This is a genomic window from Salinimicrobium catena (assembly GCF_900102915.1).
Taxonomy (GTDB): domain Bacteria; phylum Bacteroidota; class Bacteroidia; order Flavobacteriales; family Flavobacteriaceae; genus Salinimicrobium; species Salinimicrobium catena.
This window is the reverse complement of the sequence record NZ_FNGG01000003.1, coordinates 102544-119446: the sequence shown is the minus strand read 5'-3', so window position 1 is coordinate 119446 and position 16903 is coordinate 102544. Positions and strand designations below refer to the sequence as shown.

Here is a 16903-nt window from a genome sequence, read left to right as displayed (position 1 = left end):
TCCCTCTGGAAAAGTTATAAAAAGAGGCGCATCATTTTACTCAATCTAAGCCATGGTTGTTGTTGCCTGTTATTCTACTAAACAACAAGGTAATTATTTCTTCACATCTTTCTTCCTAATAGAAGGTTAATAATATCAGGATAAAATGTAGTTCTAACGTATAAGAAAAAGAAAATAGATTGATCTGAAGTAGAGACCTTTTTAGTAGTGACAGAAGAAGTTAAAAATTTAACGATCAAATTTTTAGGGCCTTGATTATTTATGTCTTCCCAAATCTGAGATAATAATGAAAGAAAATGTTAAAGAACACGTATTAAGGATTTTCCAGGACAAAGTTTGTTCAATGCCTCAATTAAATTCTGAAAAAGAAATAAAGATTTTCTTGCAGTTACAAAAGTACAATTTAATTTATGTTACTCCTGAAGGTGCTATAACGATCACTAAAAAAGGTAAAGCGGCTTTGAAGTTTGGGGTTGAGAAATATATTGTGCTGGAAAGATTTGAAGAAAAACTTTTGAAGGATGCGATGAATAGAGAGATAGAACGAAAATGGATTTATTTTGCCGCTATACCGTTGATTCTTATTTTAAGTATAGGATTATTATATCTCCAATTAGAGATAAACTAGCTTATTTTTAACCTCAGTTAATCAGACTCCGCTTCTATAAAAATTACATGCTCCTGAAAACTTCGAACCAGGAAAAATAAACTTATAACGTACAACAGATTATCGATGTTCTGCCAATTCTTTTGATCCATAAAAAGAATGGCATATATCACTAATTCGGAAAGGGACAATAGTAACACTCCTAGAAAAAAGTAGGACGTTAGTGTATTGGCTTTATGAATACTGAAGAAAAAAGCTATCAGCACTAGTGCAATAATGAGAAAACCATTTATATAAAATGTAACCTCTAAAATGTCGCTTTGCAAATCGATAGAAAAGAACTGTCCTAAATAAAGGAGAATAAATGAATTGATTCCCAAAAAAGCTCCAAGAACTATAATGTCGAAAATTGTAACTTTTACCCTTCCCAGAACTCTTACAGTTAAAAACATCAACGTAAGAAGAAATATTATATGAGTTACATAATAGGCCAATTTGATAAAGTCTTTCTCCCAACCAAGGAGAAAAACATCACATAGGGGGAGTAAAACAAAGGGTATAACTCCTGCATTCTTTCCTATATGTCCTACTCGTAAGGCAAAGAATAAAAAAATACTGGATATTATTATTCGAAGAATCTTACTTTGCACAAAAGCATATTCAATATTTATCCAGGACAAGAGAACCAGAATTGCCGATATGATCAAGATAACCTTCTTCATCCAACATTTTAAGCATCAAAAGTATATTTCTCATTTATAGTATATAAATATATTTCCCTTTTTTCGATGAACTGCAGAATGTAATTTAACCTCGAACCCAACTGTTATAAAGAGAATTTACATCATCAGAGTGATGCGTTTACTCCAACAATAGAAAATCTTTCCTTTCACCATGAAAATATTTTTTTTGATCACTTCTAATGCGTGGTGCCGCAAAAATATTCCCCTTTCCCTTTCCCTTTGATCTGCAGGAAAAAGCTTTAAAAATAAAACCTCTTAACCAAAAAGAAGGGGTTCTGGATAAGAGGTTTTGAACAAATTAAAAGGGGAATTCCCTCTCAATCATGAAAAAACTATTTTTCGATATATTTCTGGTGATCACGGATCCACCTCTGAAGAGTCTTTTCCTGTAGACGGCTCACGCTCTTACCATTTTCATGAGTCCAAGTACCATTGTCGACATTTTTTTGAAAAATGGTTTTCTTCTCTGCTATTTTTAATTTAAAAACTCGAATAGAGCGTAAAGCCTCTACAACATATCCTTTACTCTCACGAGAAACCCTTAAAAGCTTCATGTAATTCTGTTCTATGGGATCAATAATTTTATTCTTCCCCTAAATTAAACCAAAGCATTTTCTTCCCCTGTATAAAAATGGTTAAACTCTTTTTAATAGTTTCAAAATTTAAAGCACAACCTACACAGTTTCTCTATTAAAATTCGTTGCTCTAATTTTATTTTCAAAAAAATTCCCCCATGAGTATTACCTCCCGAAGAATTCTTGAATATTTGAATAATGGTGACATCGAAAGAGTATTAGAAGTAGATAATCTTCATGATCAACTTAATTACCTTGTAGAAAATAATTTTATTGTCATTAATGATCAGGAGATCACAATAACTGAAAAAGGATTAGATATACTGTAAATTGTGTTTGACGGAAACAGATTTTCCATTATGTAACTCGCCAATCATTGAATCTATTGGTTTTTTTTCACCGAATTGTGAACCATTCTTCTGTCGATCCTTACGTCCAAAACTAAAGATATTTTTTGATACCATTAATGCCAAGGAGAAATGAATAATAAAGCATTAATATCTACGAAGTTCTAGAAGTTTTTTTGTGCATTAAAGGGTCCTAAACTTTTTCCAAGAAAGGCAGTGTTTTTACTGAGCGGAGAAGTTTTTGTTAATGATATACCTCTTAAATTAGGGACGGGAGTACTACAAAGTACAGCGCAGGTGAGACAGTAGAAATGTACTGTAGTTAATATTCGAGCTAATTCCTTCTTCGCTATTAAATTGAAGAAAAGTTTTATTGGATGACTATTCCTTAGACAGTAGCCTAAACCAGTTAGGGAATTATGAACATATAATTAATAAAGGTCGCCTGAAAGCAAAGTTTCAAACACAGTTGTAGTAATGCTTAAAAGCACTAATTCCGCCCCTTCAAGATCAACATTCTAACTATGATAGCGACCGTAAATCATCAAATACTGATGTTACTGAAACAGTATACGTAAGGGTATCGGTTTTTAGAGGTATGTAAGAAAACGAATATTTAGACCCTATTTAATGCCTACCGGAATAAAGAATAAAAAATGGAGTTTAATCAAAAAAAGAGAGGCTGCCAATAGACAGCCTCTCTCATTATTTATTCAAGAGTCATTTTCCTTATCTACAAGGAGAATGGGGTAATTTCCTGAATTTGTCCACATGCAACAGGCAAGGTGGCAACGTATTCTGCTGCTTGGTCATCATTAGGATCCAAATCAGCTGTCATACCATGAAGTACAATTACTCTGTTCTCCAATGGATCAATTCCATCAGCAGAGATAGTCTCTCCTTCTCCCAGTGTGAAACTCTGGCTATAGGTATAGGTTCCCACTGAATTTGCGGTTGGAAATGAACCATCATTTTGTGTTAAAGGTAGAAGGACCGGTCCATAGAATGGAGCTCCTTCTCCTAAAGTAACAAAGCCATTTCCGTCTTCATCTGCACTACTTGGTGGACAAACTGAATTACTATCATCTTCAAAACCATGTATGTGCTGAGGGTGTAACATGTTTGCTTCCATTCCTGACGCTAGAACGGTCGTGTATAGCCTATTATCCTCGAGTTTTAAGTAAGCTAGACCCTTGGCGTTCGAATCATTTAACTCGCTAACAATCGCCTTATAAAAAATAGCATCAGATTCAGGGTCTTGGAAAACGGGAACACTATCCTCCCCTTCACATCCTGTTCTAAAATGGTAGTACTCCAAATTATTATCACCATCAAAGAAACTTCTTACTTCATCATCGTTGATGACTCCGGATCTAATTACCCTGTTTTGGACATCTCCGTAAGCATCAGAATCCTCAAGTGTAATTTCGAAATAATATTCGTCCATCCCTTCTGTGTCTGGAAGGATGAAACATAAAGGAGCGGTTGCGTAATCGCCATTTCCGTCCAGTGACACGTTATTGCCATGGTCGTTATAAATCTGACTTCCTCTAGTTCCATTTTCATATCTCCAGACATCAACGCTATATTCTGCAGGATAATGTCTTCCTGTTTCATCACAATAATTTCCGAAAATACAGAATTCGATTCCTTCGTTGGTGTCCAGATCGAAAAATAAATATCCATATTCGTTAACATTACGATCATCATAGCATAGAACAGAAACGTCCACATACTTTTTGACTCCTGCCCCTAAGCTTATATCCATGGGTAAAGGAGCGTCAACAAAATCTGCCATTGTACCACCTGCAGGTGCAACCCATATAAGGTTACCATCTGCGTCATAAACCATGAAATGATCTAAGGAATATTCTCCCGGCTCTAGTTCTAGCTCAGGAGTCTCTTCTGTAAAAACCTGACCTGCAACAAGATCGACCCTAAACGGTGCTTCCATGGTTCCAACCACTGGCATACCGTTTTGCGATAGCACTACCGTTGCATAAGCGGGTTGCGCATCTGAGCACTCCGGAATATCACTTGCACTACTCTGTTTATTAGAACTTTTTGAAGCCAAATCATTTACAATCGCACTAAACGATAGCGTAGCTTTTTCTGAATTGTCAGTTGGATTTGTCTCGTCTTTACTACAGGAGGTAAAGGCCAAGGCCAGTACACTGAAGTAGCAAAACATTAGTTTGAATTTTCTCATAATTAAAATTTAGAATGGTTAATAAAAATTATTTAAATGATAATTCTTTATGCTAAATCTCTTTTGTCATTAAAAAGAATGACCAGAAATGAATAAAAAATTACAATTTTGGTAAAATTAAGGATTACAAAAGACTTTATAGTGGGTAAAAACCCTCATTATCAAATAATTAACATCCCAAATGTTATTATGAAGCTAAAAAATTTTGGCTCATGTAGTAGGTTATTAAAGCTCATAACCAGTAATTGATATTTTTAGAATAAAGTCATATCTAATATATGATGTTCATGAAAGATCTCTTGAGGTCATTCCTTCTTCATGGAATACATATCTTATGTTTTCCTAATCTGAAAATTAAACGAAACCTATTAGAATGGAGTTACATCAGTCCCCAAGTCAACAACAACTTACTTGTGCCGGATCGTGTGCTGTTTTTGAAGGTACCGGAGGCTACATGTTAAACAAGAACAGCATAGAGCTCATCATGGTAAATATTTATATTCAACTAAAAATTGGAGATTTTCGAATAATAACCATAGGAATAGAATAATCCCCCAAACATGGTTTTGATAAGATATTCCAATACTCAAAACATAAGAAAGCAAATCATAATTCAGCTGTTAAGTACTCTCTATATCCTACTAAAAGAGTTTTGATCTCACCTCGTGATGATTTGAAAAACAAAAAGTCATCGTCGTAAATACTAAATTTTATCTGATTAGATAAAATTGAATGGCTAAAAAAGAAGAGAGAAACCTGACAGAAAAAGTAAAATTAAGAGGATATTTTTGAATTGCACTTCGTTAATTTTTGGGAAAAGTTTAATTCCCACAAATTGTGCAAGAAAGAAAACAGGGAGTATAATTATACTTATTTTTACATGATTCATTGTTAGTATTCCGCTAATGCTAAGAGCAGGAACACGAATTAAAGTGACTAAAGCCAGAACCCCCATCATGGTTGCTCTAAAGGTTCGGGCTTCGTAGATACTGTTCTTAACGCTGATTACATAGAGTGGACCTCCAGTTGAAAAAACACCGGCAAAGAATCCACCGAGGATACCAAAAGCAAGATTTGTTTTCCTGCCTATTTTATAGTCCTTCCGTAGAAAAAATACATAGGCAACATATGACAAAATGAAGACCCCGAGGCCTTTTTTTAAAATGACCGGTTTTGTATAACTAAGAACTATTATTCCTAATATAACTCCCACAACTGATGCCAGACTGAGCCTTATAATGGTTTTACGATCAATATTCTTCCATTCCCTATAAATCATATAGGCACTGGAAATCATGTAGAAAAGGGAAATATAAGCTATGGCATCAGGTAATCTTAGTGCCAAGAGGAGAATTGGTAATGCCACCAGGGACCCGGCAAAACCCACCAGAGTTTGGACAAAGAAGCCACAAAAAATTGCAGTAGCCAGAATAAATAATAAATACAGATCCAAGAAATAAAGCTTTTATGGCAGACAAAATTAATAGGCACAACTTCTTCATGAAAGTGGAATCAAGGGATGTAAATGGTAATTTTCGTTGATTTTATTTATTTTCGGCCATATAATATCCGAAATAATGGTAGATGATGTAGATCGTAAATTAATCCGAATCCTAAAAGAAAATAGTAGATTATCTTATGTTGAAATTGGGAAGAAAATATTTCTATCCCCTTCTTCAGTCAGGGAACGAATTAAAAAGTTAGAAGACACAGGAGTAATTAAAGCCTACACTCTTAACATCAATGAAAACTTGTTAGGAAACAGCCTGGAGGTTTTTATTATGTTGAAAATTTTTAGCGGTAAATTTAAAACAGTTATTTCGGAGATTAGTTCATATGCGGAGGTAAAGGAAGCATATAGAATTACCGGGCAGCATAACGTACATATGCGGGTGGCTTTAAAAGATCAGCTTCATTTGCAGCAATTTATTGATAAACTGGTCACTTTTGGAGAACCAACTACCCATCTCATTCTTTCTAAAGTGGGAAATTCATAAGGTTTAATTCCAGGGGAGGTCTAACTATTATAAAAGTAAATGCACCTTTTTCCATTCAACATAAATTTCTCTACAGCTTATTTTTTCACTTTTGTGGAAAACCATGTGGAAAACTAATTTAATGTTATTTAAATTTCATTGCTTCATTCCCTATTTTTACACTCGTAAACCTGTAACCAAAACGATTTATTCATAAGGGGAATCATGTGAAAATCATGAGCTGTTGCGCAACTGTAAGTAATTAGATTTACGAGCCAGGCTACCTTAATTTTGGTTAGACTTTTACTTTCGCATAAAAAGTAAATGTCCAATGACTTTGTGACCACTCCCTCACATTCTCTTTTTGGAACATACGTTTTATGTATTTTTTTAACGATCTAAAAAAATATTATGAGCATTTTTGAAAAAAGAGTGAATTACAAACCATTTGAATATCCTGAAATTTTAAAATTTACTGAGGCTATTAATAAATCCTTTTGGGTGCACTCTGAAGTAGATTTCACCGCAGATGTACAAGATTTCCATTCATACCTGTCTCCAAATGAAAAACAGGTGGTTAAGCGAAGCCTTTTAGCTATTGCACAGATTGAAGTTGCTGTTAAATCTTTTTGGGGTGATCTTTATACTCATCTTCCCAAGCCTGAATTCAACGGCCTGGGAAGCACCTTTGCAGAGTGCGAATTTCGGCACTTTCCGAAGAAGAAAAGGCAGTATTTAAAACTTTCAAAGAGATAAATCAGCTAGAGATTGTTCAACAGGCATCGATTCGCCAAAAATTCATTGATCAGGCACAAAGTTTAAATCTGAACATCCCTTCAAATCTTCCCGTGAAGGAAGTCAATAAACTGATGATTGAAGCCTGGAAGCTGGGAGTAAAAACACTTTATTACCAGAGAAGCCAGAGTGTTTCAAAGGAATTCATTGCAGAAATGGTGACCTGCTCCAGCTGCGAAGCTTAAATTTTTTAATTTTTTCAAATGATTTAACCTTAAGGTGCAAAATGTAAATTATTGAATTATCTATATTTTATTCAATTAATAAATTTCCAATTATGCACCTGCTTTTGAAATGTTATGGTATACTTTGTACAGAACGATAATACTTATCTCTAAATCTTTGTGGTCTCGTTGAATACCTGTCCATAATCTCCTTTCAATATTGGGATATGATTGATAGGCCGAATATCCCAAAAACCACCTTTGAAACCTGTAAGCAACAACATCCAGCCAGTTGTTATTATGCGAAGACACCCGCTATAAGAGGTATTCTATTGATCTTTATCTCAAATATTAGGTGTTTTCCTGTAGCTAATGAAAGTTCAGAATTTTATTTATAGAGGGGTAGGATTAATTCTACCCCCCCTCATACCAGTGAATTCAATACTTATTCTCTTTCAACTCCTCCGGGTAATAGGTAATCTTCAGAATCGAGCAAATTGATAACATGAGATTATATAATTAATAAAATAAGTGATTTATATGGTATATACTATTGGAAATACCTGTTGTAGAGACTTAGAGCTAAAACAAAAAATTATGCACTATAAAGGCTGCCAAAAAAATACTGCCTATAAGTAAGATCCATTTCCCAAATTTGTACCGATCCTTAAGCATATTATCTTCCATAACAGATAATTTTAATTTTAAAAATGGATAACCTCTTAGGACATCGGACTTATAGACTCCTAAGAGAGTTATCCAAAAACAGATTGGGGGAATGGGTAAAATGATGGGGGAATGAATTAAAATGGTTAGATATGCTTAACCATAAAAGTCAATTAAATATAGAAATTTAATTTTAATTAAAAAAACACAACCACTTCGTGTAAAAAAGTTTTATGCACAGCTAGGGGGGAAGAAGAAAGCAAGAGGGCAACACGCGGTGCGATGTTGCAAAACATATTTCCTTTATTTTCAGGTAATTACATTCTAAAATTAATTATCCACACTATACAGGTTTACTAATTCCTTTAGATAGACCAATTTACAGTCTACCTTTTTTACTAAAAGAAATCTATCTAACTCCTTTTTGTGCCTCACAATATAGTATTAGTTCTGGTAGATTGGGGCTTGCAGCGCTTCGCTCGCTAAAATCCTGATCTTTCAGAAATACGAGTTTCATTAAATAAACATCTTTAATTATTATTTATTTATTTCAGGATTATTTGCGAAAAACGTAATTCCCATCCCCTCATTCTCTTAAATGTTATTCCCAGAATTACTTTTCCCTGCCCCACCTGTATCTTTATTCTGATAGACTCTTTACTATGGAGAAAAAGTGCTTTGTAACCTTAAAGATCAAATCGGAAACTGCAGAAATGTTCCGGAAGTTCAGTCGTGATCTTGGGGAACAACAAACGGAGACGCTTCAGCTAATGCTGGATTTCTTTTCAAAACACAACCTGAATCCCTCTGAAGATCTAGGCCCCAACATGAAAACCCTGGAAGGTACCATCAGTAAAAGAATAAATGTCATTATAGCGATCATTAGGGATATTGAGAAACGCCAAACTAAACCGACTCTGGCCATGCTCCAACTTCTATTCCAGGAAAGCCCGCAAAAACAACCACTCCTAGTGGAAAAAAGGAAACCTTCTGTAGAGATAGAAAAAACTGCCTATAGCGAAACTCAACACAAAAATGAAATTCTGCAGAAAAAGGTCTTTCAGTGGCAGACCATTACCACAAGCATTCTCGATAAAGTGGCAATATCCAGAACAAGCTTCGGAAAAATCCAGTTGCGACTCCTGATGTCACCCAAGGAGCTCCAGGATATCAAAACTAAAATCGAAAAACTCTGAGCATGTATCTAACCATCTCTCCTCAGAAATTGTCCCAGAATTATTCATCCAGCTCGGCGGATTTCGTTACCTACCTTGAAAAAGAAAATCAATCTATTAATGCTGACTCACCTGAACTCTTCTTTAACCAGGATTCCCATAGGATAACTTCTTCAGAGGTGATAGAGGCAATAGATGGCAATGTCGCCAAGTTAAAAAGAACAGAACCCAGATATTATTCCATCACGATCAATCCCAGCCAGAGGGAATTAAATCATATTGGAAATGACAAACAGAAACTGATCACCTATACTCGGGAGGTGATGAAGAATTATGCGGCTGCATTTAACCGGCAAATTCATGGGAGACCAGTAAGTCCTAAAGATATTTTGTTCTTCGGTAAAGTAGAATTCAGTCGTACTTTCAAGGGAACCGACCGGGAGGTCAGGGAAAATAAACCCTTCCTGAAAAGAATAGCCGCCCTGGAAAATTCTCTTAGAAAGATCGAACGGGAAGAATTATCTGCCCCCGCCTCGGACATTAAAAACGAGTTGAATAAAGTGATCGTACAATGTCCTCATAAGATCAATAACAAACCCATAGAACCTGGTATGAGAAAACCGGGAAACCAAAGCCATATCCACCTGATCGTAAGTCGAAAAGATATTTCCAATACCTACAGTCTATCCCCTGGCAGTAAATACAGATCCTCAGAGGTTGTAATGCATGGAAAACTGGTCAGAAGAGGGTTTGACAGGGATAAATTTTTTCAAACTGCTGAAAAAACCTTCGATAGACTCTTTAATTACCAAAGAAATTTCGTGGAATCATATGACGCTAAAAAAATATTGGCTAAAGACCCACAGAAATTTTATTCTTCTTTGCAACACCTTACCCCGGCAGAAAAAAAGATAGCTCTTAAATTGATGGATCAGGCAGGTTTGAAACTCCCTATGCTGAACCTAAATCCGAACCAAGCTTCCTTTGTTTTAAAGCAAATAAAAAGAGCCATTGGAGTAGCGGTAAGATCTAGTTCAATAGGTTACTAGAATGAATTGGGGAGAAGTACATATGGATATGCTACAATTAATTTGCTTTGGGATACTTTTTTGGGGAATGATTAAAATAACTAACTGGGGATTTTTTTTGAACACGATCCTTATCCTGTTCCTCATGGCATTCTTTATCCCTGCCGATCTTTTGGAGATTCAACGGTTCCTGCTCTTAGAACTTGTTCCTCTCCTTACCCTAAACACCCTCCTCTTGGCAGTCACAGAAAAGTCGCACTTCAATAGAAGGCTTCCCAGGTACAGCCCTCGTTTCAAATTGAAAAAAGGCAAAATAAACATTTCAGATATTCGCCGAGGTGTGGCTATAATAGGTGCCGCAGGAAGCGGAAAAACTGAAAGCGTGGTTTACAATCTTATTGATCATTTTCGCAAACATTCATTTTGCGGGATTATGCATGATTACAAGAATTTTGAATTAACTGAATTGGCTTATCCTCTGTACAGAACGGCCGAAATTCCTTTTTATATTCTCTCCTTTGATCAAATAATTCATAGAGTAAATCCCATTGCTCCACGGTATCTCCCCGATGAGGAAAGTGTAAATGAGGTGTCTCGAGTACTTCTGGAAAATCTCCTTGAGCAAAAAGAATCACTTTCCTCCGGCAATTCGAAATTCTTTAATGATGCAGCTGAAGGTTTGATCTGTGGCCTGATCTGGAAATTAAAGACAGACTATCCTGATCTTTGCACTCTACCCCATTTGATCACCCTATATCAACATTTAAATACGCAAAGCCTGGTCACCTATCTTTCCTCTGACCCAACTTCTAAAGCCATGGCCAATGCATTTCTTAGTGGTGTGGACTCTGAAAGACAAACGGCAGCCGTTAAAAGTACCCTCGCCAACGCATTCAAGAAGATAAATACGAAAAGAATTTTTATGGCACTTTCCGCAGATGAAGTTCCGCTGAATATCAATGACCCCCTGAATCCCGCTGTGATCTCCATTGTAAACAATCCAAAATTTGAGACTGCCTACTCCCCTGCCATCGCGACGGTGATCCATACCATATCCAAACAGATGAGTATTAGAAAGAAACTTCCCTCGTTCATATTGTTAGAAGAAGCTCCCACCATACGCCTTCTAAACATGCACCGCATTCCTGCCACCCTCCGGAGCTATGATATTGCAACTATATATGTGATGCAGGACAAGATCCAGAATGACCTCCTCTATGGCGAAAAAGCCAGCAAAGCTATCCTCAGTAATCTGTCGTACCAGTTTTTTGGAAAGGTAAATGATCCGGATACTGCTAAATATTACGAACGTTTTTTTGAGATCGTTAAAAGAAAAAGCATTAGTACCAGTCAAAGCGAAGGATTAAACTTTGATACTCGAATTACTAAAAGTGAAAGAGAGGTATCAAAAATAAGAGCCGACCGTTTCTTTAGACTACAACCGGGAGAATTTGTGGCTTTTGCAGACGGAAAGGATCAGGCGGTATGTTTTAATTCCGGAAAGCTGAAAAAACAACTTCCAATACTGGTCAGAAAATTTACCGAAGAGGATATTCTACAAAATTATGTGAGAATCCAGGATGAAATCAAATCGATGTTTACCATTACCCGAGATTCATGAGAAGAATTTCAGCTTTAAATTATAAACTGTTGCGACAAATCCGACTTATTTTTATCCTTTTATTGGTTGATAGTACAATATAACAGCTCCTTTTTTTAAAGTTTTAGTTTTATTAAGCTTAAAAGTAATTCTCTCTTTAATATTATCAAATAAAGGCAAACCGTTCCCTACAACAACTGGAAATATGCAAAGTTGGAATTCATCAATTAGGTTCAGGTTTAATAATTGTATAATTAAACTGCGACTACCAATAAAAATATCATTACCTGATTGTTGTTTGAGTTCTATTACTTCATTTCTTAGGTCTCGTTTCGCTATTGTAGCACTTTCCCACTCTGTATTTTCAATTGTACGGGAGAAAACTATCTTCGGAATTTTGTCAATTGCCGTAGCAAATTCATTTATAGATTTATCTTCCGAAGGATTTTTTAATACGGTTCGCCAGAATTCCATAAGTTCAAAGGTAATTCTACCATATAAAATGGCATCTCCCTGTCCTAATAGTTCCGTATAGTGCTGATGTATTTCTTCATCGGGTAGTCCAGAAGTATGATCACAAAAACCATCAAGCGTCATATTAAATGCTGCAATTATTTTTCTCATTACCTCGTTGTTTAATTGTCGCCATTTTAGCCGTTACTATAAGTCAAACATTGGAATGACTGGAGTTCAAAAATTTCCGGTAAAGACAATTTAAAATCTTTTTTCCTGATTGACTCCCGAGCTGTCCAGCTAATCTACTGAGAAAACTTTCTATAAACCAAATATAGCGTTGTCTTAATTTAGCGGGTTTTCCCCTATTTTCTTGAGGCTTCAAATCTGTTAAATTTAGAGTAATTTAAGTTTCCCCCCATAAAGCGCTCTTTAATTCTGTTCGACTTCAGAATCCCCCAACCACTTCAGTGATACACTCTTCTCTGAATTGGTAACAAGGTCGGCAATGACTCTGAAATTAAAATTTAACCATTGTATTAATCTTTAATTCTTTCAATTATGAAAAACCTAAGACTTTTCATTGCTTCTTTAGTGGTGTTCACCCTGATCTTTACTTCATGTAGTAAGGACGAACCTCAAATCGAAGGCTCAGAAAAGGCATCGTTGTCTTTTGGAGCAATCGTAAATGATCTTCTTAACAGATCCGGCACCAAACAGGCCGTTATGGATTTACCGGCTTGTTCTGATGATACGCCAGCATATGTGCATGTTGTATTAATGCAGGGAGACACGGAAATTGTCGGTACCGAGACAGAACCTTATCGCGTAGATCTGGTAGCAGGCCAAATTTTCACCGAAGAGGATCCTGCGCTTCAACTGGATCCTGGAAGTTATAGCCTGAATCATTTTTCGGTATACAACGACGCAGGTGATCTTTTATGGATTGCTCCGCGACTCGGCTCTGAACTGGCTGAATTTGTTGATGGGGCCTTACCACTAACTATTAACCTGGGGGCCGGAGTGAAAAAATACGTCGAGGTACCGGTCCTATGCTTTGATGATCGCGAGGTCAATCAATATGGTTACCTGTTCTTTGAATTGGATGAAGTAAGAGCCTATGAACTCTGTTTCTTTGCCAACTATTGTGATGATGATGGAAGGCATTACACCGCCAACTACAATTTAGATATCTGGCTGGGAACAGACAATACAGGAGAAATTCTATATTCAGACCTGGTACCGGAAACCGGAATTGACGAAAATGGTGATTTCTTCGCCAGACCTGTTTGTGTAGCCTTACCAATCAATGATGTTCCCGATGAGGACTATATTTATTATGAAGCGACTTTACTAAACTGGAATGAAAACTATGACTCTCCAACTCCTATCGTCCTTAGTGGCACATTGAGCCGAAATGATATTGAAGCTAATTTTGGACCAGATATGACAGTTGAGTACGAGCACTTGCGTTTCAATTGTGTACCTGGTGGAGGTGAACCAACAGGTCCGGTTTGTCTACCCGCTATCACGGGAGATTGTGAAAGAGCTGTGTTCATTCAAATGGTAGGAAACGACGGTCCATCAGGATTGACAGAGTTTTATCCAATTTTTACACAGGATGGAGATGAAGTCGGAACCATCAGATATAATCTGGTAAAACGTCCCGCAATGAAAGACCTTTTAACCGCTACCGTTGATTTGAATGACGGGTGGACTGCTACCCATGCAAGATTCACCTTACCTAATGTAGATGAAGATGATGTTTGTGTGAACAATATCAATGATGACAATTTTGATATGGTCTATGAGGCAGCTAATCTAACTTATCCTGTACAGGCTCGAGTTGCGATTAATGTATGTCCGGAATAAAAATGGAGAAATAAATGGAATTAAAGACTACTTTGGACATCCAAAGTAGTCTTTTTATTTATAGAGTGTATAATATTTGAACCTACTTTACCTCCATCGAATCAACCTAGTCTTTTATTTTTCCGCTTATCGTAGTATTTTTTGTTGTAACGCTCCAAAAGTTACTAGTGAACGGTAGCCGATATTGGCGGTTCTTAATTTTCTTATTTTTCATTAAGCTGTTGTGCAAGTCCGACTAAAATCCCTTCTGTTCCGCGTATGTAACAAAGTCGATAAGCATCTTCATACTGAACTATTTCTCCAACAAGTTCCGCACCTTTTTTGATAAGTCTAGAAACCAATTCGTCAATATTATCAACTCTAAACATTACACGCAGATAACCAAGGGAATTAACAGGTGCTTTTCTGTGATCCGAAATGGTTTCAGGTATTAGAAATTTTGAAATTTCAAGTCGGTTATGTCCATCAGGTGTAACCATCATCGCCATTTCTACAGATTGATTTCCAAGCCTAGTTACTTGGGCAGCCCATTCACCTTCAACCATTCCTCGACCTTCTAGTATCAGTCCGATTTCTAGGAAAAATGAAATGGCATTGTCAAGGTTTTCTACAACAATACCAACATTATTCATTTCAAGTAATTTGCTTTTTCTCATGATCACTTAGTGTAAGCAAAAAATACCTCTTTTATGTTTTAAATTTTATGTTCTGCTTATGGGTTGTGGGTTCAATTATATCATCTAAAGGTTTGGCTATTGATGAAAAATTACGTTTTAATGTCCGAAGTAAAAGTAGATTTTTCATTCTTTTTCTTATTATAGTTCAAATTTAACTTACGCACAAAGGTTTGCCGTTATCGCAAATGAAGGGACTAGGAACGAATACTTTTCGGCTTTGCATTTTCAATTTCTGATTACTAAAAGAGATTCTTCCTACAACACTCGTACTTGGGATGAACAGCTGCTAGGATCAGTTTATTTTTTTAAATAATATTTCTTTTACAGTACCTTCCGAAGCAACTTCAAAAGAAACCACCTTTCCCTTTATATTTCGGTTGAAGGAGTATTTTGTTCTTCTGTTCGCTCCAAAAGTATCCTTTACTCCTTCGGTAAGAATAATATTCTCGTTGTTTGGATAACTCAAAGACAGGTTGTTGTTTTCCAGGGAAAGCGTATAATTTACGTCGAGTTCATCTGAGTAATAATTCCCTGTATAGTCATTTAAATTTTGATTGGGATTTGACTCAAGTTGAACCCTTTCAAAATAGAATATGGCACCTCCAAAATCCACTTCCAGATCTACCTCTGACCCTTCTTCGGAATAGAACGTGTAAACTATTGAAGGACTATCTAACCGGTAAAATGAATTAGCAGTTTTTGGAACCAACGGAGTTGCACTTCTTCCGAAGCTGCTAATAGCCTTTAAAGTATCTTTTTTACTGAAGATCTCCATTCTTAGATCACTGTTTAATTCCTGATAGGTTCCCCGGAACTTATTTAAATGATTAGGAAAATGTTCTTTTTGTTTTTCCTTTTTTTCAATATTATCCTTAACAAAGAGATCCAGGATCCGGTATGAGATATTTACGGCATTAATGTCTTCAAAATTTGTCAATACTATTATGGCCAGATCTTTCTCCGGAATACAAATGAATTGAGAGCGCATACCCAGATCCCGTCCACTGTGATTAAATGTGGTGTAGCCTTTATAGGGAGAAACAAACATACCTCTTCCATGAGTCATTAACTTTCCACTATTCAAGGTGTCCTGATAAGTTATAAAGTTCTTTAAAAAGGAAAACTCATGATCCGGATCTAAGAATACCTTAGCCCATTTTGCCAGATCCTGAATGGTACTTACCATTCCACCGGCACCAACACACAGTGTTAAGGACTTAGGTTGCAGGTATTGGTCACTATTTTTGTAATAAGGATATGCTTGGTTTTCGATGATCTCCTGGAGATTACTTTTGTAAAAAGTCCCGGACATTTGAAGGGGTAGGAATATCTCCTGTTTTGCAAATTCATGGATAGGGATTCCAGAGACTCTTTCCACAATTAATGCAAGCAGTACGTAATTTGTATTAGAATACAACATTTTCTCGCCCGGAGCATTGTTCAACCCTCTTTGCCTAAACATGAGCTCCTCTATCATTTTATTTGTATAACCCTGATGCTCATAGTCAAAACCGCTCAAGTTGAGTAACACATTATGATTTCTGATGCCGCTTGTATGGTTCAGTAAATGTTCAATGCGAATGGTATCTGAGTAAGCTGTCAGCTCAGGAATATATTTTCTAACATCGTCATTTACAGATAATTCACCTTTTTTCTCCAAAATACCTATGCAAGCAGAAGTGAATTGCTTTGTAACAGATGCAAGTCCAAATACAGTTGAACTATTTATCGGAAGATCGTATTCCAGGTTCATACTACCCCGGTTGCCCCTGTAAATCAACTCTCCATCTTTTACAACACCTATGCTTAGACCGGGATCAGATCCCGAATGGACTTGAGTATTGAGGATTTTGCTAAAAGATTCCTGTAGGCCAATTTGGGAATAGGCACTTGAACTAATGAGAACAGAAACAATAAGAGGATAGATTTTCATTTTTTATTGCGAAAAAGTGTTATTTTAATGGATGAAAACCATAATACAAATGATTACGCTTCATTTAATACATAGTTTGCATG

11 protein-coding genes and 2 pseudogenes are annotated in these 16903 nt (G+C 36.2%); 8 read left to right on the top strand and 5 right to left on the bottom strand.

Annotated features, from left to right (window positions below):
* Positions 1-286: 286 nt before the first annotated feature.
* Positions 287-628: a hypothetical protein gene (locus BLS64_RS08310; protein WP_093113063.1), complete on the top strand. Its 342-nt coding sequence runs from the start codon at positions 287-289 to the stop codon at positions 626-628.
* A gap of 2377 nt (positions 629-3005) precedes the next feature.
* Here the strand turns inward: BLS64_RS08310 and BLS64_RS08295 are convergent.
* Positions 3006-4481, bottom strand: a complete 1476-nt coding sequence (locus BLS64_RS08295; protein ID WP_093113060.1) for a hypothetical protein — start codon at positions 4479-4481, stop codon at positions 3006-3008.
* Between the two features lie 736 nt (positions 4482-5217).
* Positions 5218-5934: a sulfite exporter TauE/SafE family protein gene (locus BLS64_RS08290; RefSeq protein WP_093113059.1), complete on the bottom strand. Its 717-nt coding sequence runs from the start codon at positions 5932-5934 to the stop codon at positions 5218-5220.
* A gap of 124 nt (positions 5935-6058) precedes the next feature.
* Here BLS64_RS08290 and BLS64_RS08285 point away from each other — a divergent pair, with 124 nt between their 5' ends.
* The 6 genes and pseudogenes from BLS64_RS08285 (at position 6059) to BLS64_RS08260 (ending at position 11906) form a co-directional block, all read left to right on the top strand.
* Positions 6059-6478, top strand: a complete 420-nt coding sequence (locus BLS64_RS08285) for an Lrp/AsnC family transcriptional regulator (RefSeq protein WP_093113058.1) — start codon at positions 6059-6061, stop codon at positions 6476-6478.
* A 390-nt stretch (positions 6479-6868) separates the two neighbouring features.
* Positions 6869-7168: pseudogene (locus BLS64_RS08280) on the top strand (ribonucleotide-diphosphate reductase subunit beta); the annotation flags it as partial.
* Positions 7159-7437 (top strand): annotated as a pseudogene (locus BLS64_RS08275) (ribonucleoside-diphosphate reductase subunit alpha); the annotation flags it as partial. The pseudogenes BLS64_RS08280 and BLS64_RS08275, both read left to right, overlap by 10 nt.
* 1307 nt (positions 7438-8744) lie before the next feature.
* Entirely contained in the window at positions 8745-9278 is a 534-nt protein-coding gene (locus tag BLS64_RS08270) for a BfmA/BtgA family mobilization protein (RefSeq protein ID WP_093113057.1), read from the top strand.
* A gap of 2 nt (positions 9279-9280) precedes the next feature.
* Positions 9281-10306 (top strand): MobB family relaxase, encoded by a 1026-nt coding sequence (gene mobB, locus BLS64_RS08265; RefSeq protein WP_093113056.1) that lies wholly within the window; start codon positions 9281-9283, stop codon positions 10304-10306.
* 22 nt (positions 10307-10328) lie between these two features.
* Entirely contained in the window at positions 10329-11906 is a 1578-nt protein-coding gene (locus BLS64_RS08260) for a type IV secretory system conjugative DNA transfer family protein (RefSeq protein WP_093113275.1), read from the top strand.
* Positions 11907-11957: 51 nt separating this feature from the next.
* Here the strand turns inward: BLS64_RS08260 and BLS64_RS08255 are convergent, their stop codons facing one another.
* Positions 11958-12509, bottom strand: a complete 552-nt coding sequence (locus BLS64_RS08255; protein ID WP_093113055.1) for a dihydrofolate reductase family protein — start codon at positions 12507-12509, stop codon at positions 11958-11960.
* A 609-nt stretch (positions 12510-13118) separates the two neighbouring features.
* On the opposite strand from BLS64_RS08255, the gene BLS64_RS08250 reads away from it, so the two are divergent.
* On the top strand, positions 13119-14210 hold the full coding sequence (locus BLS64_RS08250) for a hypothetical protein (RefSeq protein WP_143019289.1): 1092 nt from the start codon (positions 13119-13121) through the stop codon (positions 14208-14210).
* 203 nt (positions 14211-14413) lie between these two features.
* On the opposite strand, the gene BLS64_RS08245 is transcribed toward BLS64_RS08250, so the two are convergent.
* Together BLS64_RS08245 and BLS64_RS08240 are read right to left on the bottom strand one after the other, a co-directional pair.
* A complete protein-coding gene (locus BLS64_RS08245) occupies positions 14414-14866 on the bottom strand; it encodes a VOC family protein (RefSeq protein WP_093113053.1) in 453 nt (150 codons plus the stop codon).
* Positions 14867-15179: 313 nt separating this feature from the next.
* Entirely contained in the window at positions 15180-16820 is a 1641-nt protein-coding gene (locus tag BLS64_RS08240; protein WP_093113052.1) for a serine hydrolase domain-containing protein, read from the bottom strand.
* Between the last annotated feature and the right edge of the window lie 83 nt (positions 16821-16903).